Source organism: Rhizobium sp. SVR5-2C (assembly GCF_056755115.1).
The window spans coordinates 36,045-60,737 of sequence record NZ_JBNDHT010000025.1; the positions used below are offsets into that span (position 1 = coordinate 36,045).

Annotated in this window: 22 protein-coding genes and 1 riboswitch; of the genes, 15 read left to right on the forward strand and 7 right to left on the reverse strand. The window is 61.4% G+C overall.

All coding sequences use genetic code 11. The annotated features are described in order from the left end of the window. Nucleotides 1-89: 89 nt before the first annotated feature. Nucleotides 90-167: riboswitch (SAM riboswitch) on the forward strand. 64 nt (nt 168-231) lie between these two features. The 6 genes from metA to ACPYOI_RS09915 all read left to right on the forward strand — a co-directional run bounded on the left by metA (nt 232) and on the right by ACPYOI_RS09915 (nt 6,092). Then, nucleotides 232-1,155 carry a homoserine O-acetyltransferase MetA gene (gene metA / locus ACPYOI_RS09890; RefSeq protein ID WP_168831759.1) on the forward strand — a complete coding sequence of 308 codons (924 nt, stop codon included), beginning with the start codon at nt 232-234 and terminating at the stop codon, nt 1,153-1,155. Nucleotides 1,156-1,273: 118 nt separating this feature from the next. Then, nucleotides 1,274-2,296: an aldose epimerase family protein gene (locus ACPYOI_RS09895; protein ID WP_481422835.1), complete on the forward strand. Its 1,023-nt coding sequence runs from the start codon at nt 1,274-1,276 to the stop codon at nt 2,294-2,296. A 112-nt stretch (nt 2,297-2,408) separates the two neighbouring features. Then, nucleotides 2,409-3,182, forward strand: coding sequence for a GntR family transcriptional regulator (locus ACPYOI_RS09900; protein WP_481418440.1), 774 nt, complete (start codon nt 2,409-2,411; stop codon nt 3,180-3,182). Next, complete coding sequence (locus ACPYOI_RS09905) at nt 3,179-4,210, forward strand: SIS domain-containing protein (protein ID WP_481418441.1); 1,032 nt, start codon at nt 3,179-3,181, stop codon at nt 4,208-4,210. The genes ACPYOI_RS09900 and ACPYOI_RS09905 overlap by 4 nt, the downstream gene beginning before the upstream one ends. Further along, nucleotides 4,210-5,361 carry an N-acetylglucosamine-6-phosphate deacetylase gene (gene nagA, locus ACPYOI_RS09910; protein ID WP_481418442.1) on the forward strand — a complete coding sequence of 384 codons (1,152 nt, stop codon included), beginning with the start codon at nt 4,210-4,212 and terminating at the stop codon, nt 5,359-5,361. The genes ACPYOI_RS09905 and nagA overlap by 1 nt, the downstream gene beginning before the upstream one ends. A 2-nt stretch (nt 5,362-5,363) precedes the next feature. Continuing rightward, nucleotides 5,364-6,092 (forward strand): SIS domain-containing protein, encoded by a 729-nt coding sequence (locus tag ACPYOI_RS09915; protein WP_481418443.1) that lies wholly within the window; start codon nt 5,364-5,366, stop codon nt 6,090-6,092. Nucleotides 6,093-6,124: 32 nt separating this feature from the next. Here ACPYOI_RS09915 and ACPYOI_RS09920 read toward each other — a convergent pair whose 3' ends face one another. Both ACPYOI_RS09920 and efp read right to left on the reverse strand, forming a co-directional pair. Beyond that, a complete protein-coding gene (locus ACPYOI_RS09920) occupies nt 6,125-7,156 on the reverse strand; it encodes a MerR family transcriptional regulator (protein WP_481422836.1) in 1,032 nt (343 codons plus the stop codon). A 147-nt stretch (nt 7,157-7,303) separates the two neighbouring features. Further along, nucleotides 7,304-7,873 (reverse strand): elongation factor P, encoded by a 570-nt coding sequence (efp, locus tag ACPYOI_RS09925; protein ID WP_168831752.1) that lies wholly within the window; start codon nt 7,871-7,873, stop codon nt 7,304-7,306. A 152-nt stretch (nt 7,874-8,025) separates the two neighbouring features. Here efp and epmA point away from each other — a divergent pair, with 152 nt between their 5' ends. The 7 genes from epmA to ACPYOI_RS09960 all read left to right on the forward strand — a co-directional run bounded on the left by epmA (nt 8,026) and on the right by ACPYOI_RS09960 (nt 16,210). Next, nucleotides 8,026-9,090, forward strand: coding sequence for an EF-P lysine aminoacylase EpmA (epmA, locus tag ACPYOI_RS09930; RefSeq protein ID WP_481422837.1), 1,065 nt, complete (start codon nt 8,026-8,028; stop codon nt 9,088-9,090). Beyond that, nucleotides 9,087-10,139 carry a lysine-2,3-aminomutase-like protein gene (locus tag ACPYOI_RS09935; protein WP_481418446.1) on the forward strand — a complete coding sequence of 351 codons (1,053 nt, stop codon included), beginning with the start codon at nt 9,087-9,089 and terminating at the stop codon, nt 10,137-10,139. Before epmA ends, ACPYOI_RS09935 begins: the two co-directional genes overlap by 4 nt. 268 nt (nt 10,140-10,407) lie before the next feature. Further along, entirely contained in the window at nt 10,408-10,659 is a 252-nt protein-coding gene (locus ACPYOI_RS09940; protein WP_481418447.1) for an acyl carrier protein, read from the forward strand. Beyond that, entirely contained in the window at nt 10,659-11,840 is a 1,182-nt protein-coding gene (locus tag ACPYOI_RS09945; protein WP_481418448.1) for an acyl-CoA dehydrogenase family protein, read from the forward strand. Before ACPYOI_RS09940 ends, ACPYOI_RS09945 begins: the two co-directional genes overlap by 1 nt. A gap of 5 nt (nt 11,841-11,845) precedes the next feature. Next, nucleotides 11,846-12,754, forward strand: coding sequence for an amino acid--[acyl-carrier-protein] ligase (locus ACPYOI_RS09950; RefSeq protein WP_481418449.1), 909 nt, complete (start codon nt 11,846-11,848; stop codon nt 12,752-12,754). Next, nucleotides 12,745-13,725: a DUF1839 family protein gene (locus ACPYOI_RS09955; protein ID WP_481418467.1), complete on the forward strand. Its 981-nt coding sequence runs from the start codon at nt 12,745-12,747 to the stop codon at nt 13,723-13,725. Before ACPYOI_RS09950 ends, ACPYOI_RS09955 begins: the two co-directional genes overlap by 10 nt. Nucleotides 13,726-13,741: 16 nt before the next feature. Then, nucleotides 13,742-16,210 carry a beta-mannosidase gene (locus ACPYOI_RS09960; RefSeq protein WP_481422838.1) on the forward strand — a complete coding sequence of 823 codons (2,469 nt, stop codon included), beginning with the start codon at nt 13,742-13,744 and terminating at the stop codon, nt 16,208-16,210. Here ACPYOI_RS09960 and ACPYOI_RS09965 read toward each other — a convergent pair. Both ACPYOI_RS09965 and ACPYOI_RS09970 read right to left on the reverse strand, forming a co-directional pair. Beyond that, nucleotides 16,173-18,032: a serine aminopeptidase domain-containing protein gene (locus tag ACPYOI_RS09965; protein WP_481418451.1), complete on the reverse strand. Its 1,860-nt coding sequence runs from the start codon at nt 18,030-18,032 to the stop codon at nt 16,173-16,175. The two genes, ACPYOI_RS09960 and ACPYOI_RS09965, sit on opposite strands and share 38 nt — an antisense overlap. A 10-nt stretch (nt 18,033-18,042) precedes the next feature. Further along, complete coding sequence (locus ACPYOI_RS09970) at nt 18,043-19,557, reverse strand: lipopolysaccharide biosynthesis protein (RefSeq protein WP_481418452.1); 1,515 nt, start codon at nt 19,555-19,557, stop codon at nt 18,043-18,045. A 142-nt stretch (nt 19,558-19,699) separates the two neighbouring features. Between ACPYOI_RS09970 and ACPYOI_RS09975 the strand changes: the two genes are divergently transcribed. Continuing rightward, nucleotides 19,700-20,554 (forward strand): glycosyltransferase family 2 protein, encoded by an 855-nt coding sequence (locus tag ACPYOI_RS09975; RefSeq protein ID WP_481422839.1) that lies wholly within the window; start codon nt 19,700-19,702, stop codon nt 20,552-20,554. Here the strand turns inward: ACPYOI_RS09975 and ACPYOI_RS09980 are convergent. From ACPYOI_RS09980 to ACPYOI_RS09990, 3 genes are all read right to left on the reverse strand, one after another. Beyond that, complete coding sequence (locus ACPYOI_RS09980) at nt 20,521-21,723, reverse strand: glycosyltransferase family 4 protein (RefSeq protein WP_481422840.1); 1,203 nt, start codon at nt 21,721-21,723, stop codon at nt 20,521-20,523. The two genes, ACPYOI_RS09975 and ACPYOI_RS09980, sit on opposite strands and share 34 nt — an antisense overlap. Nucleotides 21,724-21,840: 117 nt before the next feature. Then, nucleotides 21,841-22,077, reverse strand: a complete 237-nt coding sequence (locus ACPYOI_RS09985) for an Lrp/AsnC ligand binding domain-containing protein (protein ID WP_168831741.1) — start codon at nt 22,075-22,077, stop codon at nt 21,841-21,843. A 71-nt stretch (nt 22,078-22,148) separates the two neighbouring features. Further along, nucleotides 22,149-23,042 (reverse strand): LysR family transcriptional regulator, encoded by an 894-nt coding sequence (locus tag ACPYOI_RS09990; RefSeq protein WP_481418455.1) that lies wholly within the window; start codon nt 23,040-23,042, stop codon nt 22,149-22,151. 108 nt (nt 23,043-23,150) lie between these two features. On the opposite strand from ACPYOI_RS09990, the gene hglS reads away from it, so the two are divergent. Next, entirely contained in the window at nt 23,151-24,563 is a 1,413-nt protein-coding gene (gene hglS, locus ACPYOI_RS09995) for a 2-oxoadipate dioxygenase/decarboxylase HglS (RefSeq protein WP_481418456.1), read from the forward strand. The last annotated feature ends 130 nt before the right edge of the window (nt 24,564-24,693 follow it).

Sequence of the window (24,693 nt, forward strand, 5' to 3'; positions counted from 1 at the left end):
GATTTTACCAGCCATTAATGCGTGAGTGACCCTAGCTCAAAGTACAGCTTGCGAATTCGGATTGATTCGTGTGTCTGCTAGCGCTATCTAAGAGACCTCGTGGTGATTTGGCCGGCCGGCTTGCAGCCACGTTAAATAAGTCGCTAAAGGGCCGCGTGCGGACCGGTAGCGATTCTTGTCGCCGCCGGTTTTTTATTTGCCGGTACACATTGTTTTGATCGAGTAACCGCAATGCCCATCAAGATCCCCGATACGCTGCCCGCTTTTGAAACCCTCGTTCATGAGGGGGTCCGGGTGATGACGGAAACGGCGGCAATCCGTCAGGATATCCGCCCTCTGCAGATCGGACTTCTCAACCTCATGCCGAACAAGATCAAGACCGAGGTGCAGATCGCGCGGCTGGTCGGCGCTACGCCGCTGCAGGTGGAGCTGTCGCTGGTCCGCATCGGAAATCACAAGGCCAAAAACACCTCGGAAGACCACCTGCTTGCCTTCTATGAGACGTGGGAAGAGGTCAGGCACCGCAAGTTCGACGGCTTCATCATCACCGGCGCGCCGATCGAGACCCTCCCTTACGAGGACGTGACCTACTGGAAGGAGATGCAGCGGATCTTCGACTGGACGGAGACGCACGTCCATTCGACGATGAACGTCTGCTGGGGGGCGATGGCGGCGATCTATCACTTCCACAAGGTTCCGAAATACGAGCTGAAGGAAAAGGCCTTCGGCATCTATCGCCACAAGAACCTGAAATCCTCGTCCGTCTATCTCAACGGCTTCTCGGATAATTTCGAAGTTCCGGTGTCGCGCTGGACCGAAGTGCGGCGCGCGGACATCGATAAATCGGAAAGCCTCGAAATCCTGATGGAATCAGACGAGATGGGCGTCTGTCTCGCACATGAGGAAAGAGGCAAGCGGCTCTATATGTTCAATCATGTAGAATACGATTCGACGTCGCTTTCGGACGAGTACTTCCGCGATGTGAATGCGGGCGTGCCTATCAAGATGCCGCACAATTATTTTCCGCATAACGATCCGTCGCTCCCGCCGCAGAACCGGTGGCGCAGCCACGCCCACCTGCTCTTCGGCAACTGGATCAACGAGATCTACCAGACGACGTCCTATAACCTCGACGAAATAGGGACCAAAATCTGAACGGCGGCCAGTGCCAGGTCGCGGGACGGCGTCGCTTTTTGCATTTCGTGGTTGCGAGCCGCAGCAAATGGATGCAGGTTCGCGGGCCTGAACCCAACAGATTTGCGGATGGCAGACCATGGCTGAAAAGCTCGAACGGGAAGTTTTCGGAACGACGAAGGACGGCGAAACTGTCTACCGCGTCGAGATCAAGGGCGGTGGCCTGACCGCCAAGATCATGACCTGGGGCGCTGTCATTCAAGACCTGCGCCTCGAAGGTCACGACGCCCCGCTGCTTCTGGGGTTCGATAATTTCGCCGACTATCCGGCCTATTCTTCCTATTTCGGCGCCACGCCCGGCCGCTGCGCCAACCGGATCGGCGGCGGCAAGTTCACGCTGGACGGCAAGGCCTATCAGCTGGAACTCAATGAAAAGGGTGTCTCGCATCTGCACGGCGGCAGCGACAACATCGCCAAGCGCAACTGGACGATCGTCGAGCACGATGTCGATCGCGTCGTCTTGAAGATCGTCGATCCGGACGGCCGTGCTGGCTATCCTGGCAACTGCACGGTCCAGGTGACCTACCGGGTGCACGGAAACGGCGAATTCTCGATCGTCTACGAATCGACCACCGATCAGCCGACACTCGCTAATGTCTGCCAGCACGCTTACTTCAATCTCGATGGCCGCGATGATGCGCTCGGACACGACATCATGATCGCTGCCGATCACTATCTCCCGACCGATGACAAGCAGATTCCGACCGGTGAGCTACGCCCCGTCTTCGGCACTGCCTTCGACTTCCGCGAAATGGCGCCGATGAAGCGGTTCGAAGGCGGTGAGCAGGCGCTCTATGATCACAACTTCTGCCTCTCGAAAGAGCGCGCTGCCAAGCGTTCCGTCGCGCTGGCGCGCAGCGTCAATTCGGGCGTCTCGCTGGAGGTGCGGACAACAGAGCCTGGCGTGCAGTTCTATGCCGGCTTCAAGCTCAATGTTGCCGTTCCGGGCCTCGACGGCCACAAATACGGGCCGTTCGCGGGCTTCTGCCTGGAAACCCAGGTCTGGCCGGACGCCATAAATCATCAAGGCTTTCCGAATGCGGTGCTGCGCCCAGGCGAAGTCCTGCGGCAGGAAACCGATTACATCTTCACCAAGAATTGATCATAGATCCCTGATCGCCTTTGAAACCCTCGTGCTTGTCACGAGGGTTTTTTGCTTTCCAGGTTTGGAATTACCTTGAAAATTGGTTCTAAATAGGTTCTATTGCCGACCTATGGATAGAACCAGTCTGGTGACGGAGCTCAATGCCCGCGGTCTGCACGACGAAGCGATGGCAGGCCCGCTTTACAAGCGGCTAGCCCTGGCGCTGACCGGTCTTATCCAGGAAGGCCTTCTTAAACCGGGTGCCGCCCTTCCCGGCGAGCGCGATCTTGCCGAAGCCCTCAAGCTCGGGCGCGTGACGGTGCGAACCGCCTATCGTGATCTGATGAGTTCCGGCACGCTGGAATCTCGCCATGGCAGCGGTACGTTCGTTTCGAGCAAGGTAGAACGCATGGAGCAACCGCTCTGGCGTCTTTCCTCCTTCTCCGCCGATATGCGCTCGCGCGGGCGCTCGCCGGCGGCAAGGATACTGTCGCGTGCGATCACTTCGCCGTCGCCGGAAGAAGCTTTCCTGCTCGGACTCGCACAGGAGGAGCCTGTTCTTCGTCTCGATCGTCTCAGACTCGCGGATGGTCAGCCATTGGCGATCGAGAGGGCGGTTGTGCCGGTCAAGTTCCTGGACGACAATGCCGGTGACGAGGGATCGCTTTACGATGCGCTGGCCGCAAGCGGTCACAAGCCGGTGCGCGCGCTGCAACGGCTGACGGCTGTTACACTCGATCCTTCCTCGGCCTCGATGCTGAACGTGAAGACCGGTGCACCGGCGCTTTTGATCGAACGGATTTCGCGCCTGGAAGACCAGCGCGTCGTTGAGTACACCCGCTCGCACTATCGTGGCGATGCTTATGATTTCGTCGCCGAATTGAGAATTGGAGATGACCTATGAGTGAGAACCAGTCGCTGATGCTGCAGGAGTCGGGCCAGTCGCCGGACGTCGTCGCGACGATGCTGCAGAAGGAGAAGCCGGTCTTTGCCGAAATCGCCAAGCTCTTCTCCTCGGCAAGGCCGAGCGTTGTTATGACCGCCGCACGCGGCTCTTCCGACCACGCCGCGACCTTCTTCAAATACCTTTTCGAGATCACCTGCGGCGTTCCCGTGGCCTCCATCGGCCCGTCGATCGCATCCGTCTATGGCGCGCCCCTGCATCTGAAGGGCGGCGTCCATTTCACGGTTTCGCAATCCGGGGCCAGCCCGGATATCGTCGCCCTTCAAGACGCTGCAAAACGAGGTGGGGCGACGACAATCGCCGTCGTCAACGTCACCGACAGTCCTCTTGCCAAGCAGGCCGACATCGTGTTGGGGCTGAATGCGGGCGCAGAAAAGAGTGTTGCCGCAACGAAGTCCTTCATTGCCTCTGCAGCGGCGCTCGCCGGTGTGACGGCTGCAATCGCCGGCACGGCCGATCTGCAGGCATCGCTGGAGAGGCTGCCTGAGTCACTGTCGGCGACCGCAGGTATTGATACTTCAGCCGCTGAAGACGTGCTCTTCAACGCGACCTCGCTCTATACGGCGGGCCGCGGTCCCGCATTCGCGATCGCGCTCGAGGCTGCCTTGAAGGCCAAGGAAACATCCGGTCTTCACGCCGAAGCCTTCTCGCTGGCCGAGCTGATGCATGGCCCTATGCGCCTCGTCCAGCCGGGTTTTCCCATCGTGGCCTTCGCGCCGGACGATGCCGCTTATGCCAACAACGTTCAGGCGCTGGAACGGCTGCAGAAGCTCGGCGCAACCACGGTGCCGTTCTCGGCGCAGCCGCTTCCCGGCATCAATCTGCGCATGCCGACGACGGGCAATGGTTTGCTCGATCCGCTGGTTTCGCTTCTCGTCTACTATCGCTTGATCGAGTCGGTAACGCGCCGCAAAGGCTTTGATCCCGACAGGCCGGCGAACCTGCTCAAGGTCACGGAGACCATCTGATGTCCCGCAAGATTTTCACCGGCGCCCGGATTTTTGACGGCGAGAGGTTTCACGACGAGAAAGCGCTGATCGTGGCCGATGGCCGCGTGGAGGCAATCGTATCGCGCGGCCAACTGCCCGAAGGTGAAACAATCTTGCTTGACGGCGGCGTGCTATCCGCCGGTTTCATCGATGCGCAGGTGAATGGCGGTGGCGGGCGGATGCTGAACGACGAGCCTTCGCCGGAATCGATGTACATCATCGCCGACGGACATCGTCGCTACGGCACGACAGCGCTGCTGCCGACACTGATCACCGACACGGCAGATGCGACGGCAGCGGCGATCGAGGCCGCGAAGGACGCGGTCAAGACAAACCGCGGCGTCGCCGGTCTTCATCTGGAAGGTCCGCATCTCGCACCGGCGCGCAAAGGCGCCCATCTGGCCGAGCTGATGCGTCCCGTCGAAGACAAGGACGTCAAAGCCTTCATTCGGGCCCGGGAAGAGATCGGAACGCTGCTCGTAACGATGGCCGCCGAGCAGGTGACCGCCGCGCAGGTTCGCGAACTGGCCGAAGCCGGGGTCATCGTCAGCATCGGCCATTCGGACTGCACCAGCGAACAGGCCGAAGAGCGGTTCGATGCCGGTGCCCGGGGCGTCACCCATCTCTTCAACGCCATGAGCCAGATGGGCCATCGCGCTCCCGGCCTGGTCGGCGCTGCGATCGATCATCCGTCGACGTGGTGCGGGATCATTGCCGACGGCCATCATGTCGATCCGAAGGCGTTGCGTACGGCACTGCGTGCCAAGCGCGGCGAAGGCAAGCTCTTCCTCGTCAGCGATGCGATGTCGCTCGTCGGATCCGACAAGGACAGTTTTACGTTGAACGGCCGGACCGTTCATCGCGAAAGCGGCAGCTTCTGCTCCAAGGTGGTGCTGGCCGATGGAACGCTTGCCGGCTCGGACGTCGATATGGCTTCCAGTATCCGCTATTGTGTCGCCTATCTGGACCTGACGCTTGCCGAAGCCCTGCGCATGGCGACGCTTTATCCGGCGCGCTTCCTGCGTCTTGAAGGGTACGGCCAGCTATCGCCGGGATACCGCGCCGATCTCGTCCACCTGACCGACAAGATCGAAGTCACGGCGGCCTGGATCAGCGGGGAGAAGAAATAGCGATGACGGCGATCACCGACGCATATTTTACCAACCTGATCGAGCGGCTCGGGCAACTGAAGTCCACGCTCGAAGATCCGATGCGGCAGGCGGCCGCGGCAATCCTCGATGCAGCGCGCAATGACAAACGCGTTTACGTGTTCGGAACCGGCCATTCGCACATGCTGGCAGAAGAGATGCACTATCGGGCCGGCGGGCTCGCCTTCACGGTGCCCATTCTCGTCGGCTCTGCGATGCTGCATGAGGGGGCAGTCATCAGCTCGGTCTACGAGCGCACTCAGGGCCTCGTGCGGCCCGTGCTGGAGCGTTACGGCGTGCAGCCGGGCGACGTCGTCGTCATTGCTTCGAACTCGGGCGTGAACGCCGCGCCGATCGAGGCTGCGGATTACGCACGTGAGATCGGGGCGAAGGTGATCGCCATCACCTCCGTCGCCTACTCAGGCGCAATTGCCAACGGGCGGCGACGACTCGCGGAGATCGCCGATATCGTGCTGGACAACGGCTTGCCGCCGGGCGATGCGGTTCTTGCTCTCGCGGGCACGGACATCAAGGTCGGGCCTGTTTCTACGGCCGTCGGCGTGACCGTTTTGAATGCGATCTTCGCGGAAGTGGCATCGGAGCTTTCGAAGTCCGGAGATGCGCCCATCTATCTGAGCGCCAATATGCCGGGCGCGGCCGAGGTCAATCAACGGCTCGTCAAGAAGTACCGGCCGCGCAATCCTCACCTCTGAGAGAACAGGCCGGCGTTTGCCGGCCTTTCATATCAGGCGACCTGCGGACGCCAGGCGATCATGCCCTCGGTACGGGCGCGCACCTCGGGCGGGGCGAGACAGGAGGCGACGACCTCATAGCCCGGCGTTCCCGGATAGGGCGCGACGAAGAACGGCGGGCTGTGATTGGGCGGGCAGAGGATGATCGCCTCTTTCGGCCCCATCGCGTTCAGATCAAGGATCACCGAAGAACGGGTCATCAGGAAAAGCGGTTTTGCCTCGGCGCTGCGGCGGCGCAGCCAGGCGATCACCGCTTCCTGGGAGGCCTGCTCCAGACCCTGCTCCACCAGATCGATGACATGGATGGTCGAGGTGGACTGCAGCGCGACGACGAGCGCTATTAGTGCGGAGGATATCGTCGCTCCATCTTCTGCAAGCCATTGCAGTATCTCCTCGACTTGTTCCTTGATCGCGGCATCGGCGTCCAGCCGGGCGTGCGCTTCTGCGGCTTCGTCCTGCAGGCGGTCGAGACCGAGGAAACGGGCATCGGGTAGGTTTTCCGCGATTGCCTGGGCGAGGCGGGTCTTGCCGCTACCAAGCGGGCCGGTGATGAAGGTCAGAGGCCGGATCTCGCGCAGCTCGAATTCCTCGCCGCCCCAGGGCCAGGGCAGGTGGAACGTGACACCGATGGCAGGTGCCGGCTGCATCAGGCGGACTAGCTCACCTGCATTCGGCATGCGGCCGATGGTGATGTCGGCGCGCAACGCGCGGATCTTGTCGACGGCTCCGGCGAGTTCGACGATGCGGTTTTCGAGTGTCGCCTGATGGGCGGCAAGGGCTGGCCCCAGCGATTGCGGATCGCCCTTCAGAACGCGTCCGATCTGCGACAGGCTGAGGCCGAGGGCGCGCAGGGCTACGATTTCGGCGGCGCGTACCATCTCGGCGGGACCATAAGTGCGCCATCCCGACGATGTGCGGACGGGCACGATCAGGCCGCGCTGTTCGTAAAGGCGCAGGGCCTTTTGGGAGATGCCGAGCCTGCCGGCAGCTTCGGACGGGCTTAGGAACTGTGCGGAGTAACTCACGAATCACCTCTTTGTTCGTTGACCGCATCCTTATCGGGGCGGTCCCAAGGGCCGGGTCAACCGGTTATTCGCGGAATTCCGCCGTCAAACGAAAACGGCCCGAAGCAGGTGCTTCAGGCCGTCCGAATTTCTAAAAAACCGATGCGATCAGTTCTTTGCGCGTTCGACGTAGGAGTTGTCTTCGGTGGCGATGACGACGCGCGTGCCTGCGTCGATGTGCGGCGGCACCAGAGTGCGTACGCCGTTCGAAAGGATCGCCGGCTTGTAAGAAGAGGAAGCCGTCTGGCCCTTGACGACCGGCTCGGTCTCGACAATTTCGAGCGTGACATGGCGCGGCAGTTCGAGCGCCAGCGGAATGCCTTCGTGGATCGACAGAATGCAGGTCATGCCTTCCTGGAGGTAGGCCTTCTGGTCGCCCATGGTGTCGACATCGACGACGACCTGGTCGTAGGTTGCCGGGTTCATGAAGTGAAAGCCTTCGCCGTCTTCATAAAGGAACTGGAAATTCACGTCTTCGACGAACGCACGCTCGACCTGTTCGGTCGTGCGCCAGCGTTCGGAAACCTTCACGCCGTCAACGATGCGGCGCATGTCGACCTGAGTGACCGGCGTGCCCTTGCCCGGGTGAAAGTTCTGTGCGGTGAGAACGACGTAGAGCTTGCCGTCCACGTCGAGAACGTTGCCCTTGCGGACGGAGGAGGCGATGACCTTGACCATAAGACTTCCTTGTAACTCGGCATTCGGCGTCGTAGAGGATCTGCCGAAGTATCCCCGGGAGACGCAAATTTGTTTTTCGTTGGGGCGCAACTATCCTAAAATCCGGCAAAACGCCACCCCCGCGTTGACCGATACGGCGAAGAAAGCTTTGAATGAACCTGACGAGCGGCAAAGCGTCTCACTGGTGGACACCCGGCGTCCATGCGGATCGCCGTCCTTTCCTGATCGGGCGCAATGCGATCCAGGCGGCGGTACGCGGCTACTTCACAGGCGAGGATTTCATCGAGGTCGATACGGCGACGCTGCAGGTTTCGCCGGGTAATGAGGCGCACCTCCACGCTTTTGCGACGCAGGCTCTGACGACGGACGGGCAGGCGGCCCCTTTCTACCTGCACACATCGCCGGAATTTGCCTGCAAGAAGCTGCTTTCCGCTGGCGAAGAACGCATCGCTTGCTTCGCACACGTCTATCGAAACCGTGAGCGCGGCCCGCTTCATCATCCCGAATTCACGATGCTGGAATGGTATCGCGCCCGCGAAAGCTACGAAACATTGATGATGGATTGCATGCGGCTTCTGGCGCTTGCCGCCGAGACCGCCAAGACGCCGAAGCTGACCTACCGGGGCACCGAAGCCAACCCCTTCGCCGGGCCCGAGCGTATCACCGTCGCCGAGGCGTTCGAGCGCCATGCGGGCATCGATCTGCTTGCGTCGGTCGCCGCCGACGGGTCGACGGATCGGGAGCATCTGGCTTCCGAACTGCGGCGGAACGGCATGCGCGTTTCGGCCGACGATGCCTGGGCAGACCTCTTCAGCCGCGTGCTCGTCGAAAAGATAGAACCGCATCTCGGCTTCGGCCGCGCGACCATTCTCGACGAGTATCCGGTATCCGAAGCGGCGCTCGCCCGTCCTTCGGCGCGCGATCCACGCGTTGCCGAGCGTTTCGAGCTTTACGCCTGCGGTGTCGAGCTGGCGAACGGCTTCGGCGAACTGACGAATGCAACCGAGCAGCGCCGTCGCTTCGAAATCGAGATGGCCGAGAAAGCGCGCATCTACGGCGAGCGTTACCCGATCGACGAGGATTTCCTTGAGGCGCTTTCGATTATGCCGGAAGCCAGCGGCATCGCGCTGGGCTTCGACCGGCTGGTGATGCTCGCCACAGGCGCGTCGCGCATCGATCAAGTGCTCTGGGCGCCTGTCGCGGAGTATGGCCGATGAATATCGTCCGGCCGATCAAAAGCGTCGATGACCTGACGAATGCCGGGTTGATCGCCGAGCGCGACCGGTTGGCCCTGGAAGAGGTCGCCGCCCGATATGCGATCGGCCTGACGCCAGCCGTTGCCAAGCTGATCGATCGCGGCGATCCGGCCGACCCGATAGCGCGCCAGTTCGTTCCGGATGCCGCCGAACTTGCCATGACACCTGAAGAACGCGCCGACCCGATCGGAGATCGCGCACATAGTCCGGTGGAAGGCATCGTGCATCGCTATCCGGACCGCGTGCTCCTGAAGGCCGTGCATGTGTGCCCGGTCTATTGCCGCTTCTGCTTCAGGCGGGAGATGGTTGGCCCCCAGGGGCTCGGCACGCTGGGTCCGGCTGCAATGACGGCGGCTTTCGAGTACATTCGCAGCCACTCCGAAATATGGGAAGTCATCCTCACCGGCGGCGATCCGCTGATCCTTTCGCCCCGCCGCCTCGAAGAGATCATGCGTGAGCTCGCGGCCATCGATCATGTGAAGATCGTCCGCTTCCACACGCGCGTGCCCGTCGTCGATCCGCAGAGGATCGATGCGGCCTTGATCGCATCGCTGAAAGCGAGCGGCAAGACGACGTATATAGCCCTCCATGCCAACCATCCGCGCGAGATGACGAGCGAGGCACGCGCAACCTGCGGACGGCTGGTCGATGCCGGAATCGTCATGATCAGTCAGTCCGTGCTTCTGAAGGGCGTCAACGACGATCCAGCCGTTCTTGCGGATTTGATGAAGGCCTTTGTCGAGACGCGCATCAAGCCTTACTATTTGCATCATCCCGACCTGGCACCCGGCACCAACCATTTCCGGCTGACGATTGAAGAGGGCCAGAAGATCGTTGCTTCGCTGCGCGGCCGTATCTCCGGCCTCTGCCAGCCAACCTATATCCTCGACATCCCGGGTGGTTACGGGAAGGCAGTGATCGGAGAGAGTTCTATCCGCAAGACGGCGGACGGCTGCTTTTCGGTGTTGGATTACACCGGCGGAGAGCATGTCTATCCGCCCGCCGAATAGCAAGATTCGAGGCGGAAACGTATCATTTCCGTACTTTCAGCTCGCAACGGAATCTCGTCGTCTACGGCAAGAGCTAAAGCTAAGTGTCTGTGGGGGAATAAATAAAAGCCATCGCTGCCGAGTGCTTTCTACAATTTTAAGCGCGAATCTTCCTCATATTTAACCAGACCAATTAGCGGAATGTTTTGTTTTCCGGCCTAAGAGAATGCCCATGATGAAGGCGAGTCCTCGCCGGCTCGGGATCATGACAATCTTGGAGGTTTTAAGGATGAACAAGACAATCCGCGAACTGCTAGCCAAATTTGGCAAGCTTCCTGTTTCCATCGACCAGGTTGCCGACGATGCCGATCTTTACGCGGCCGGTCTTACTTCCTTTGCCTCTGTGCAGCTCATGCTCGCCATCGAAGAAGCCTTCGATATCGAATTTCCCGACAATCTCCTGAACCGCAAATCCTTTGCCAGCATCTCCGCCATCGAAAAGACGGTCGATCTGATCAAGGATAGCCGGAAGGTCGCGTGATGAACTTCCAGGTCAAGATCAAGGAAGAAAGCTTCGCGGCGAGAGCCGTGCGCGTCGCCGAGATTGCGGCCAAATACGCCGATATCGTCGATGCCGAAGGCCGTTTCCCGCGCGAAGCGGTCGATGCGATGAAGGCCGAACGCTTGCTCGGCATTCAGGTTCCCCGCCACCTGGACGGCGAGGGTGCGACGACAACGGAAATCGCCGAACTCTGCTCCATTCTTGGCCAGGCCTGCGCCGCGAGCGCCATGGTATTCGCCATGCATCACATCAAGCTTTCAAGCCTCGTCGAGCACGGGGTCGAGAGCGCGTGGCACGCGAGCTTCATGCAACGTATCGCTGCCGAGCAGTTGCTGATCGCGTCTGCGACGACCGAAGGTGGTATCGGCGGCAATCTGCGCAACAGCATCTGCGCCATCGAAGTCGACGGTGACACCTGCCGCCTCGAAAAGGACGCGACGGTCATTTCCTACGGCTCGCATGCCGACGCGATCCTGATCACGTCGCGCAGCCATCCGGAGGCCGCATCCTCGGATCAGGTTTTGACCGCCTTCCTCAAGGACCAGTACACGCTCGAGCGCACGCATGTCTGGAATACGCTCGGCATGCGCGGCACCGGCTCCGATGGCTTCCTGTTCAAGGGCGAGGCGCCTACTGTTCAGATCCTGCCGAAGCCTTTTGCGGAAATCGCGGCGCAGTCGATGCTTGCTTCATCGCATCTCCTCTGGAGCGGGGTCTGGTATGGCATTGCTGTCGATGCCGTCTCTCGCGCGCAGGCTTTCGTCCGCGCCGCGGCGCGCAAATCTCCGGGCGCTCCGCCGCCGGGCGCGCTTCGTCTCGCGGAAGTTTCCAACCTGCTGCAGATGGTGAAGTCGAACGTCGTTGCCGGCCTCAAGGCCTATGAAGACGCCAAGGCCGATCCCGACAAGCTATCGTCGATGGGCTTTGCCGTCGCCATGAACAACGTGAAGATCGCCTCGTCGGAAACGATCCTGGAGATCGTCAACCACGTCATGCTGATCTGCGGCATCATGGGCTACAAGAATGGCACGCCCTTCAGCGTCGGCCGCCATCTGCGCGATGCCCATTCCGCGCAGCTGATGATCTCGAATGACCGCATTCTCGGCAACACGTCGAGCATGCTTCTCGTCCACAAGCAGGACACTAGCCTACTGGGGTGACTCACATGGATATGCAGACCTCGTTTCTGGACCGGCTTTTCGAATCCGGCCTGCTGATTGATACCGGTGTTGACGGCCTCTACGGCCGCAGCGGCCAGTTCGAAGACGTGATCACCGCCTTCGAGCGCCTGATCGATAAATTCGGCGGCGCCGATGGCGCGGAAGCCATGCGTTTCCCGCCCGGCATGAACCGCGCGATTTTTGAAAAGAGCGGCTACATGAAGAGCTTCCCGCAGCTCGCGGGTACGGTGCACAGCTTCTGCGGCAGCGAACTCGATCACATGAGCCTGCTGCAGTGCATGGAAGTCGGAGACGACTGGACGAAGGGCCAGGAAGCGACGGAAATCGTGCTGACGCCGGCGGCCTGCTATCCGCTTTATCCGACGATCGCCAAGCGCGGCAACCTGCCGGCCAAGGGCGGTCTCTACGACCTGCAATCCTATTGCTTCCGCCATGAGCCCTCGAAAGACCCGGCCCGCCAGCAGCTTTTCCGCATGCGCGAATATGTCTGCATGGGCACGGAAGGCCACGTCACCGAATTTCGCCAGCGCTGGATGGACCGCGGCGTGGAGATGATGAAGCAGGTCGGCCTTGAGGTCATCATCGATGTCGCCAACGATCCGTTCTTCGGCCGCGCAGGCAAGATGATGGTCAACAACCAGCGCGACCAGAACCTGAAGTTCGAACTCTTGATCCCGATCACCTCGACGGCCAAGCCGACCGCCTGCATGAGCTTCAACTATCATCAGGATTCCTTCGGCCAGAAGTGGGGTCTCAATCTCGAAGACGGCAGCGTCGCGCATACGGCCTGCGTCGGTTTCGGCCTCGAACGCATCGCGCTTGCGCTCTTCCACCACCATGGCCTCGACGTGAAGGAATGGCCGGCCAGCGTCCGCCAGGCGCTCTGGGGCTGAGCCGTTCGATGTCATCCGTCTTCCCGGCCATCCGTCCCGATGGCTACCGCCAGCATGCGCTCCATTCCAGCGAGCGCATGTGGCCTGAAACCAACTGCTATGTCGATCTCTGGATCGAAGTCCTGAACACGCTCGGGCTGCCGCCCGAAGCGATGCTGGGCTTTACGCTGACGCAGGATTTTGAAGGTGATCAGTTCACCTTCTTCAAGGTGCCGCTCGAGGACCTCGAGGCGCTTTACGGCATTCGCGTCAGCGAACTTGCGATCTTCGATCGCGTTGAGCGTCACGTCGAAACCCAGATCGCGCGCGGCCGTCTCTGCCTGATCGAGATGGACTCGTTTTATATGCCCGACACGCAGGGCACGGCGTATCGTAGCGAGCACGGCAAGACGACGGTTGCGATCAACCGGCTCGATGTTGCCGGAAAGCGGGTCGAGTATTTCCACAACGCCGGCTTCTTCGCGCTCGAAGGCGAGGATTTCGACGGACTCTTTCAGCTGCATCTGACCGACGAAAATCCGCCTTTCCTGCCCTATACCGAATTCGCGAAATTTCCGGAGAGGTTTGCTGGCGAGAAGTATATCCGCGAGGTATCGGACCGGCTTTTCAAAGTGCATTTTTCACGCCGGCCGGCTGAAAATCCGATCCGTGCTTTCGCCAAGCAGTTTCCGCAGCAGGTGGAGGCTATCGCCGAGCGGCCCTTCGGCTTCTTCCACAAGTATGCCTTCAACACGCTGCGCCAGTTCGGCGCCAATTTCGAGCTGGCCGCGGATCATCTTGCATGGCTCGCGCCGGGGAGGTTCAGCGGAGCGGAGGAAGATGCGCGGCGGATTTCCGAAGTGGCGAAGTCTGTGCAGTTCCAACTGGCTCGCGCCGTGACGCGCAGAAAGTTCGAGCCGTTGCAGACGGCACTTGATCCCGCGGCGGATGCATGGGATTCCATGATGGCTTCGATTTCCGAGCGGCTTTGATACCGGGGGCTTGAGCATGCGGGGGCGATTGGCGAGCGTGGGCGCGGAAGAGGCCCCGCTCACCGAAGGCTGGAATTTGGTTCTGACAGAACCCGGGGCGTGCGCAACTCCGCGCGACATTCCGCCGTCTTCCCAGTTCATTGCCGCGCCGGTTCCGGGAACCGTGGCCGAAGCGCTGGAGCGCGCCGGTCTCTTTGATCGCGAAAATCCCGAACCTCTGGAGACGAAAGATGCCTGGTACGTCTGCAGGCTCTTCGACGCCGAGCCCGGTGATGCCATCCTTCGTTTCGATGGGCTTGCGACGCTCTGCCATGTTTTTCTGAATGGTCAGGAAATCCTCTCTTCCGAGAGCATGTTCACCGCCCATGAAATCCCGGTTACGCTGGCAGGCGGCGACGATCTGGCCCTTTGCTTCCGCGCGCTCGGTCCTCATCTGGCCGATTCTGGCGCTCGCGCTCGCTGGCGTCCGCAGATGATCACGCCACAAGGCCTCAAGAATTTCCGCACGACGCTGCTCGGCCATATGCCCGGCTGGTGCCCGGAAATTCATGCCGTCGGTCCATGGAGGCCGATTACGCTCGTCCGCCGCAACGCGGTTTCGATCGACAATGTTTCGATCCGGGCGGTGCTGGAAGAGAGCGGAATTGGCCGCCTCAGCGTTTCGCTGCACACGGATGCGGAAGACCCGGTGATGCTGCTTTGCTGCGGCGGGGTCGAGCAGGGCTTCGAGAAAGTCGGTGACAACCACTATTCGGCGATCATCAAGTTGCCGGAAGTTCAGCCGTGGTGGCCGCATACGCATGGCATTCCGCATCTGTACGAGGTGACGCTTGTTTCAGACGGCGTTGAGTATCCGCTCGGAAAGACCGGCTTCCGGTGTATAGAAATCGATCGGGGTGCCGATGGCGAGGGTTTCGGCCTTCTGGTGAATGGCGAGCCCGTCTTCTGCCGAGGTGCGGTCTGGACGACGGCTGATATCGTGCGCCTGCCCGGCAGGCGGGCGGACTACGAACCCTTCCTGCGTCTCGCCGCCGACGCCGGCATGAACATGATCCGCATCGGCGGGACGATGACATACGAAACGCCTGAGTTCTTCGAGCTTTGCGACGAACTCGGCATCCTCGTGTGGCAGGACTTCATGTTCGCGAATTTCGACTATCCGCGAAACGACAAGGTGTTCACCAGCCATGTCCATGCGGAAGTCGAGCAGTTTCTTCATGGCGTCCAGGCTTGCCCGTCTTTGGCGGTCCTTTGTGGCGGCAGCGAGATCTACCAGCAGGCGGCGATGCTTGGATTGCCGCGGGAATTCTGGAATGGGCCGCTCACGGAGGACGTCATCCCGGCGATCGCGGGGCGCATGCGACCGGACGTGCCTTACGTGCCGAATTCGCCCTGTGGTGGCCCGATGCCGTTCTCGCCGAATGCCGGTGTGACGCATTATTACGGCGTCGGCGCCTATATGCGTCCGCTGGAAGATGCGCGACGTGCCGATATCCGCTTTGCCGCCGAAAGCCTTGCTTTCGCGCATGTGCCGCAACAGAAGACGCTGCAACGGCATCTGGATGTTCCGGCAGTCCATAGTCCGCTATGGAAATCCCGTATTCCGCGAGACCGCGGCGCGTCCTGGGATTTCGAGGATGTCCGTGATTTCTACCTGAAGGAACTTTACGACGCCGATCCGGCAGCGTTGCGCCGCGAAAATCCGGAGGGCTATCTCGATCTGTCCCGGGCCGTCACAGGCGAGGTGCTGACGGAGACTTTCGCCGAATGGCGGCGCCGGGCTTCCAGCTGCAACGGCGCGCTTGTCTGGACGCTGCAGGATCTGCTGCCCGGAGCCGGTTGGGGCGTCATCGATTCCACCGGAGAGCCCAAGCCGGTGTGGTATGCCATGCGCCGAGCCTTCCGTCCGGTCCAGGTGCTGTTGATCGATGAGGGCACGAACGGCCTCGACGTCCATGTCATCAATGAAACCCGCGAAACTGTGGAGGTCGAGCTCGAAGTCGTCTGCCTGCGGGACGGCAAGCAGAGGGCTGTCGGTGGCAGCCGAGCGATGAACCTTGCGCCGAGGTCGAACGAAAGGATTCCGGCAACCGATCTCTTCGGCGCTTTCTTCGATACGACCTACGCTTTTCGTTTCGGTCCGCCGTCGCATGACGTGACCGTGGCACGGCTGCGCTCCGCCGACGGCCTGCTTGCCGAAGCCTTTCACTTTCCGCTCGGACGATCGAAGGAGGTTCATGACGCGACCGTCGAGGCGAGGGCGGTGGAGGAGGGCGGACATTGGATACTCGAACTGCAGGCCGATCATTTTGCGCAGTCCGTGCACCTCGATGTGCCGCACTATCGCGCCGCCGATGACTGGTTTCACCTAGCGCCAGGCATGGTCAAGCGCGTCAGATTGCATGCGCTTGCGAGTGCAGCGGATGGTGAGGCACCATCCGGTGAAATCAGGACGTTGGGGAGTTCGCGTATTTTCGCGATATGACAGCGCGGCCGCGTTCCTCTTTCGGCGCCATCTGGCGTGTACCGACCTTCAGCGACACGGAGCGGACTTCCTGCAGGTAGAAGGTCTGTGCGTGCGCTTGGGTGAGATTATGATCGGCTTCCGGTATGATGCTCAGCCGAACGTTGCTGTAGCGCTTCAGATGCGAGCCTTCCTTGCCAAAGTGATCATTGAACTGCTCAAGTCCGGTATCACGGGCAGTATAGATCAGCGATACATCGACCTTGCGGGCTTTCAGGGACTGGAAAAGCTCGAGAATCGCATTCCTCTCTGGGGAGCGGAAAGGCAAGAAATCCAAGAGGGGGCGGCTGTGACGGATCGCCCGCCGTACGACAGACGTCGTGAAATTCTTGATTGCCCGTGGGCCGTCGATGTCGCCGCGCAGCAACCGCCTCAAGGTATCAAGCTGCAGCAATTTCTGGCCATATGTTTCGAGCGAACGCGGCACGTGGCGGAGCGACGCATCGACCGTGAGGCTGCCGTCCCAGTGAAGGACATAGGGGTTGGCGGCAACGAGACCACGGGAGCGTTTGTCCGAAAGGCTTGCCTGGAAAGCGAGATAGCCGCCGCTGCAACGGCCGACGAGCACAGCGGGCAGCAGTTTGCATGATTCCAGAAGATCAAGAGCCGCAGTGATTTCATCGTTCTGGCCCTTGAAATAAAGCACCTGCTCCGGCGCACCGGGAGAGGGAGGACTATCGGCAACGTTCGCGTTGTCGAAGCGCAGCGAGGGGATGCCATCGCGGGCAAGTTCGCGCGCCATTTTCACGGAGGTGCGGCCCCAGCCCGCAGTCCGGTCGTAAGCGGTCGTCAGGATGATTGCTGTTGCACCGCGCCGCGGAGCCGTAGGCTCGCACAGGATGCCGTAGAGTTCGTTGGCCTTGCCGAAGCGCAGTGGCGTCTCGCGGAATTCGGCGGTCGCCAGCGGCACTGGGGCCGAGCGCTGCATTAGCTTCGACGCGCCGGCAATCGGCTTGGAGATCGATTCAACCCATTCAACAAGAGCATCACCGGTCTCGACGGGCATCGTTGCGATCGTCGGATTGAAGACGAGTTCGTCATAGCCACGATAGACGGCTTCCCGCGTGGCCGGCTGCAGCCCTATTATATGAGCGGCAAAATCCTCGTCGGCCGAACGGTTCGGGCGCGTGAGCACGAGGCAGTTCGCGGCCTCCACCTTCGCGAGGTTCATGAGGTTGAGCTTTCGAACCTCGGCCGCGATCTCCTCCGGCATGCGAAGGCCGGCAATCGATACCCCCTGCGTTTCGCGCTGGCTCTCGGGAACGCCCATTCCGTCATCGATCATCTTCGACCAAACCGAGAGCTCACGCAGATAGAGCCGGCCCGAGATCGCCGGAGCCATCAATGCAACGCCCTCGACGCCGCCGAGCCTTTGTGCGAGCTCGAGGGCGACCGCGCTGCCGAGGCCCTGGCTTACAAGAATGATACTGTCGCAGCCGGAAAGTGATTTCAGCTGGGCCGCGGCCTGCTCTGCCGTTTCGAGCCACACGGCCATGCCGCGGCTATGGTCCGTCACATCCAGTGCATCGCCGGTTCCCGCATAGTCGAACCGCAGGCTCGCGACCCCTGCTTCGGCAAACCCTTCCGCCAGGATGCGGAAAAACTTGCGGGTGCACATCTCCTCGAAACCCCAAGGGCTGACGAAGAGAACGGCGGTGGCCTTGCGGGCGGCCTGTCTGGCAGGAGTGTAAAGGCCGATCGTGCCGGCAAAGGTCACCGGCTCGGCTGCGGACACGGCAAGGTGGGTATTGGAGGGATTTTGCGCATTGAAATTCATCGTCATATATCTCTTCTCAAGCTCGCCGTGGTGTCAGCAGGGCGAGAGCCTGCAGGACCAAGGGGTGCACGAGTCTTGGCAAACGGCCAGAAAGTTGTTCCATAATAATAATATCTTCTTTCGGCACCGCGTTCAGCAGCCTGAGCGCGGCGACATATACAAGAACGGCAAAAGCAATTGCGAGAATAAGACCAGTTGTGCCGCCGACATGATCGACGATCAGATAGGCGACGGCGGCGCACACCGCGGAAGCAGCCGCGACCCGCAAGACGTTGATGAACATTCCGCGCATCGAACCGTCGAGATCCATTCGCCGCATCATCAGCAGGCACATCAGCGAAAAGGCGACCAAGCGAACGAGAGCTGCCCCTTCCCCGCCATACGTAGGCACAAGGACGAAGCAGCCGGCTACCATCAGCGCGCTTGCAAAGCCGCCGATCATCAGCCTCTCGCGGATACGGTCGACCGAATAAAGGTATTGAGTGCAAATCTGCATGAAGACATAGGGTGTCGCAGTCAATGCCAGCAGCGCGACGGTGCCGCCCGCGGGCCTGAAGGGCTCACCGAAGACAGCCACGATCAGCGGTTCGGAAATCGCGGCAAGCCCGAAGCTCATCGGAAGGGTGATGTAGGAAATGCCGCGCACAACGCCTTCGAATACGCTCACCGGCAGCTTACCGCCGGCGTTCGAATGAATCCGCTCCGAGTAATACGGGAGAAGGCTGCCGCTTAGCTGGACGGGAAGCTGAAGCGCCAGATTCGCAAGCGTCAGGCCAACCGCGTAAAAGCCAACCGCCTCGATACCCCAAAAACGCTGCAGGAACAGAAGCTCGATGCGGTTCAGGAAAATGGAGCTGTTGATGTATTCAAACGACAGCATCAGGGACGAGCTTGCGAGATAACCGACGCTTATGCCGCAAGCGTTCTTTGGAGCGGCGGCAATTCTCAGGGTGTAGAGGAACATCGGCAGCTGGCCGGCCACATAACCAGCCAGGGCGCCGCTAACACCGAAGAAGATCGCGCCAAGCGTAACGACGGCCAGCTGTATTGCTGAACTGACCATCGTGAGGCGGAAAAACCGGGTGAGATCCTGCTCGCCAATCAAATAGTTCTTCGTATATGCGCCAATCGACTGAAACAGAAACAGGACGCCGGTGACCGCAACAACGGCGGGGGCGCTGTCGATCCAGTGCAGATCCTCGGCCTCCCGGAAAAACAGGCAGTAGCCGACAAGAAGCAGGATGGTGGAGAGAATTGTCGGCCGCACGAGGAAGGCCGCAAAACCGCGCCGCTGGAGCGGGCTGTAGCCCTGGGCAGCGAGCTGCGGCAGAAGCCGCAGGAGAGTGACGCCGGTCCCGAGCTCGGCGACAAGCGCGCCCGTCGTCACGAGCCACAACGAAAAGGCGATCGCACCGCTCGCTTCCGGACCGAGAAGGCGGGCGGCGACGATGGAGCAGGCAAAACCGGTCGCGAGCAGCGACAGCCCCGCCGCCGCGTTGAGTGCCGAATTCGCCATGATGCCCTTCGCCATGAAGACGCTTTCCCCCTTGCGCCGAACCCCCGGACGGCTTCGCGACGGCGCCCAGCCTATTTTTGAACCCTTAACATTTGGCCTTTAGAGTGCGGTTAACGTCGCCTTACGCGGCGCCTTTCACGATTTGCGGAGGTATCGCTTGTTCAGCCTCGTCGTCTGCACGGTGGATCGTTTCGATCAGCTGGAGCGGCTGCTTTCATCGCTGACGCGGCAGGAGGAGCGCCGCTTCGAGGTGATCCTCGTCGACCAGAACGAGGACGACCGGCTCGGCCCGCTCGTTGACGGCTTCGCCGGCCGGCTGGCGATCCGACGCATCCGCTCGCCGCGCGGCCTTTCGCGGGCGCGCAACCGCGGGATCGCCGCGGCGGCCGGCGACATCGTCTGCTTTCCCGACGACGACTGCTGGTACCGGTCCGGCACGTTGAAGACGGCGGCGGCGCTCTTTGCCGCCGATGCGCGGCTTGCGATCGTGACCGGCCGGACGCTCGATGCCGACGGGGCGCCCTCCGTCAGCCCGACGGGCGAGCAGCCGGTGACGATTACCCGGCGCAATTACCTTTCCTGCGGCAATTCCAACGGCATCTTCGTGCGCCGGCAGGCGCTTGCCGCCATCGGCGGCTTCGACGAAGCGCTGGGTGTGGGGGCGGCCTCGCCGTTCCAGAGCGGAGAAGAGGCCGACCTGCTGCTGCGCGCCATCGCCGCCGGGCAGACGCTCGGCTATTTTCCGGAGCTCATCGTCCACCACGACCAGGTGACGGCGGAAATCGGACCGCGGCAGATCGAGCGGGCGCGTAAATACGGGCGGGGCTTTGGGGCGCTTCTGCGCAAGCACCGTTTTCCCTTTCCTTACGTCCTGTGGCGGCTGGCGCGGCCGCTCGCCGGCTGGACTATTGCCGCTCTTCGCCGTGACCGGGCAGCGGCCGACTACAAGCGCGCCTGGCTTGCCGGCATCGCCGAGGGCTACCGCAGTTGGCCGCGCTGGGACGGAGCCTGATCCGGCAGGGCGATGATGCCGGCATAGACCTCGAAATAGCGCTCGGCCGCCGTTTCCCAGGAATAGGCTGAAGCCTCGCGCATCAGGCGCGCGCGCAACACGTCCGCCTCCTGCGTCAGCGCCGCATGCGCGTCGGCGAGCGCTTCCGCCGCCGCCTCAGGGCGAGAGAAATCCGCAATCCGCAGCATGCTGTGCCGCTTGCCCAGCGTGACGAAAGCCTCGTTGGCGTTCAGGACGGGCAGCAGGCCGGCGCTCATCGCTTCGACCGCGACGATGCCGAAGCCCTCGTATTCCGAAGCGGAGGCGAAGAGCGAGGCGTGGGAGAGGATCTCGCGGATCGCGGCGTTTTCCGGCGAAACGTGCAGCGTGACGGCCTTGGCGAGGCCGCGTGCCGCGATCTCGCGCTCGAGGTCCGCGCCGCTAAGATCGGACGGCGCGCCGACGATATCGAGGTGCCAGCCGCCGCCGCGCGCCTCTAGGGCTGTGATCGCATCGAGAAGCCGATCGAGCCGCTTGTTCAGCGAGAAGCGACCGATCGTGACGATGCGCCGGAGGGGTTCGCGTGCTGCCGCGCCGGCGAATTTGCCGATATCGGCGCCGTTTTCGATCAGCGGCACGCGCTGTGGCGCGATTTCGGCGAACTGGCGCAGATCCGAGGCGCTGCAGCAGACGACGGTGCGATAGGCGCCGGCTGAAAGGCGCGTCAGCGTGCGGAACCAGATCTTCTTGAGGGTTGCGAATTTGCGCGTGTGGAAGAAGCCGCCGTGGGTGGTGGCGACCATCGGCCGGCCGTGCAGCAGCCTGCCCCAGGCGAGGGCGTCGAAGAAGAAATCAACAGCGTGGACATGGACGAGATCGGCATCGGCGACGTGGCGGAAGACCTGCGGGGCGAAGGGATATCGCGTGCTACCCGACCAGGGAATGCGCACGATCTCGATGTCCTCGACGATTTCGCGGGGGGCGAGCTTTTCGCCCGGCGCGGAAAAGAGCGAATCGCAGGTGACGACACGCACCCGCAGGCCGCGCTTCAACGACTGCCGGCAGAGATTGGCGACGACATCCTCCAGACCGCCACGGTTCGGCAGGAATTGGCGAACGACATGGACGATCAGCGGCGCAGCATCCGCGTGCCGCTCAAATGGGACGGTCTCTGTTTCGACTGCTGACATCTTCCACCTACCGGCCGCACGGCGGCAACTCGCCTAGACCAGATAGTGGATGGCGTTAAGGCGCGGTATACGCGCGAGGCAGGCAGAGCAAATTGTTGCGGAAGAAGGTTAACCGGATCAAAAGGCCCTGAAGGTCAACGTCGTCAGCGAGCGCACGATGCCGGGTATATTGGCGATGTTGTCGTTGATGAACTTACCGATATCCTGGCCTTCCTCAATGTAGACCTTGAGCAGCAGGTCATAGTCACCGCTGGTCGAATAAAGCTCCGAGACCAGTTCGGTCTGATAGATGGCGTCGGCGACCTCGTAGGTCTTGCCGGGGGCGCACTGGAGCTGGACGAAGATCGTCTTCATGGGAATTTCCTGCATCGAATTCTGATAGTGCGCATAATGCGCGAAAGCGCTCTTCCGATGCAAGCGCTCCTTCACTGTGCTTTTGCTTCGGCGACGATCCAGTCGCGAAAGGCGGAAAGGGGCGCATAGTCCGCCCGCTCAGGCGGATAGGCGAGATAGTAACGTTCGCTGCTTTCCATTTCCAGGCCGGTCGCCGTGACAAGGTCGCCGCGCTTCAGCTCATCCTGAATGAGGAACGTCGGCAGCAGTGCGACGCCGAGACCGGCGATCGCAGCCTGTGCCGCTGTGGCAAACTGGTCGAAGAGCATGCCGTGCACGCTCTGGAAGACGACGCCATTATCGGCAAACCATCGCTCCCAGGCATCGGGACGGGTCGTCAGATGCAGGAGCGGAACACCAAGCAGATCGTCAGCTTTCAGGATGCCGTGCTGTTTCAGGAAATCCGGGCTGCAGGCGGGAACCGTCGTTTCGGACATGAGGAATGTGAGCTCGGCGCCGGGCCAGTGGGGATGACCGAAATGGATTGCAGCGTCGATGGAATCCAGCCGAAAATCGAAGGAGGAGAGCCGGGTGACAAGATTGATGGTAACGCCCGGGTTCCGACTCAGAAAGCGGCCGAGGCGCGGTGCCAGCCAGCGGGTCCCAAAGGTCGGCAGGATCGCGAGGTTCAACGTGCCGCCATGCGGGTTCGCTCGCAGGTTCAGCGATGCGCTGGAGATGCGGCGCAAGGCTTCGCGGATCTCACGCGCATAGCTGTCGCCAGCAAGCGTCAGACGCACCGTCTGCCGCTCGCGAACGAAGAGCTCGACATGGAGCTGTTCCTCGAGTGCCTTGATCTGGCGGCTGACGGCGCTCTGCGTCAGGTCCAGTTCGCGCGCGGCAGCCGTTACGCTACCGGTGCGAGCGACGGCTTCGAAGGCTGCGAGCAATGAAATGGACGGCAGAAAACGTCGGGACGGCAGCATAGTTCATTCCGTTTTAGAATGATCTGTTTCCAAAAGGTCGATATTCATGGTGTGAAGGGCTTTGTAAAGGACATTATCCTGCCAAAGCGGAATGACCCGGAGTTCCTGATGTCGAGCGCCTTCGTTTCCACCGACCGCATCCGTTCGCTTTTCACCGAAGCGATGTCGCAGATGTACCGCACCGAGGTGCCGCAATACGGCACGCTGATTGAGCTTGTGGCGGACGTGAACAGGGAGGTGCTGGCAGCAAACCCCGAATTGCGCAAGCGTCTGAACCGCGCAGGCGAACTCGATCGCATCGATGTCGAACGCCACGGCGCGATCCGACTCGGCACCGCGGAAGAGCTTTTCACCATCCGCCGTCTCTTCGCGGTCATGGGCATGCAGGCGGTTGGATATTACGATCTTTCAGTTGCGGGCGTACCGGTGCATTCCACCTGCTTCCGGCCGATCGATCAGGCGGCGCTGAGCGTCAATCCGTTCCGCGTCTTCACTTCTTTGCTGCGGCTGGAGCTGATCGAAGACGAAGCGCTTCGCGCCGAAGCGGAGGCGATTCTGGCCAAGCGCCGGATCTATACGCCGCGCGCCCTGGCACTGATCGAGCGGCATGAGCAGGCCGGTGGCCTGACGGAGGCCGAAGCTATCGAATTCGTGGCTCAGGCGCTCGAGACCTTCCGCTGGCACGGTGAAGCGACCGTCAGCGCCGAAACCTACAAGCGCCTGCATGATGCGCATCGCTTGATTGCCGATGTCGTCAGCTTCAAGGGGCCGCATATCAACCATCTGACGCCGCGCACGCTCGACATCGATGAAGTCCAGCGCCGCATGCCGGAACGCGGCATCACACCGAAGGCCGTGATCGAAGGTCCGCCGCGCCGCGACTACGACATCCTGCTGCGCCAGACGAGCTTCAAGGCGCTGGAAGAGCCGATCGCCTTTGCCGATGAAACGGGAAGGAAGCAGGGCACGCATACGGCCCGCTTCGGCGAAATCGAGCAGCGCGGCGTTGCGCTGACGGCGAAGGGCCGCGCGCGCTATGATCAGTTGCTTGCTTCCGTTCGCGGCGAGGTGCAGGTGGGCTCCGCAGGCGCCAAGGCAACAGACTACGACAACGAGCTTGCCGAACGCTTCAAGGCCCTGCCGGACAGTTGGGACGCTATGCGCCGCGAAGGTCTTGCCTTCTTCCGCTATTCCGCCGCGCCCGCAGGTCTTGCGGCTGCCGTTCGCGGCAAGCTGCCGAGCGACGTCGAGGCGTTGATCGCTGCCGGTTACCTGACCTCCGATCCCATCGTCTACGAAGATTTTCTGCCGGTCAGCGCGGCGGGCATCTTTCAGTCCAACCTCGGCACGGACCAGCAGCAGAACTATGCGATGCGCTCCAACCGGGCGGCTTTCGAAGACGCGCTGGGTGCAAGCGTGCAGGATGAGCTGGAACTTTATGCCGAGCTTCAATCAGGCTCTCTCGAGGCCGCCATGACCATGCTGGGCATTGCCGGGCTGCAATTGAAAACCGTCGCTTGATGTCGCTTCCGCAATGCCCTCGGCGGCGCTAAAGTGCCCGCCATATTTGCCCAGAATGGACTGACCGATGCTGGATGATCCCCGCTCCCACGGGCTTTGGGAAAGGACCGCTCCGCAGCCGCCGGAAACA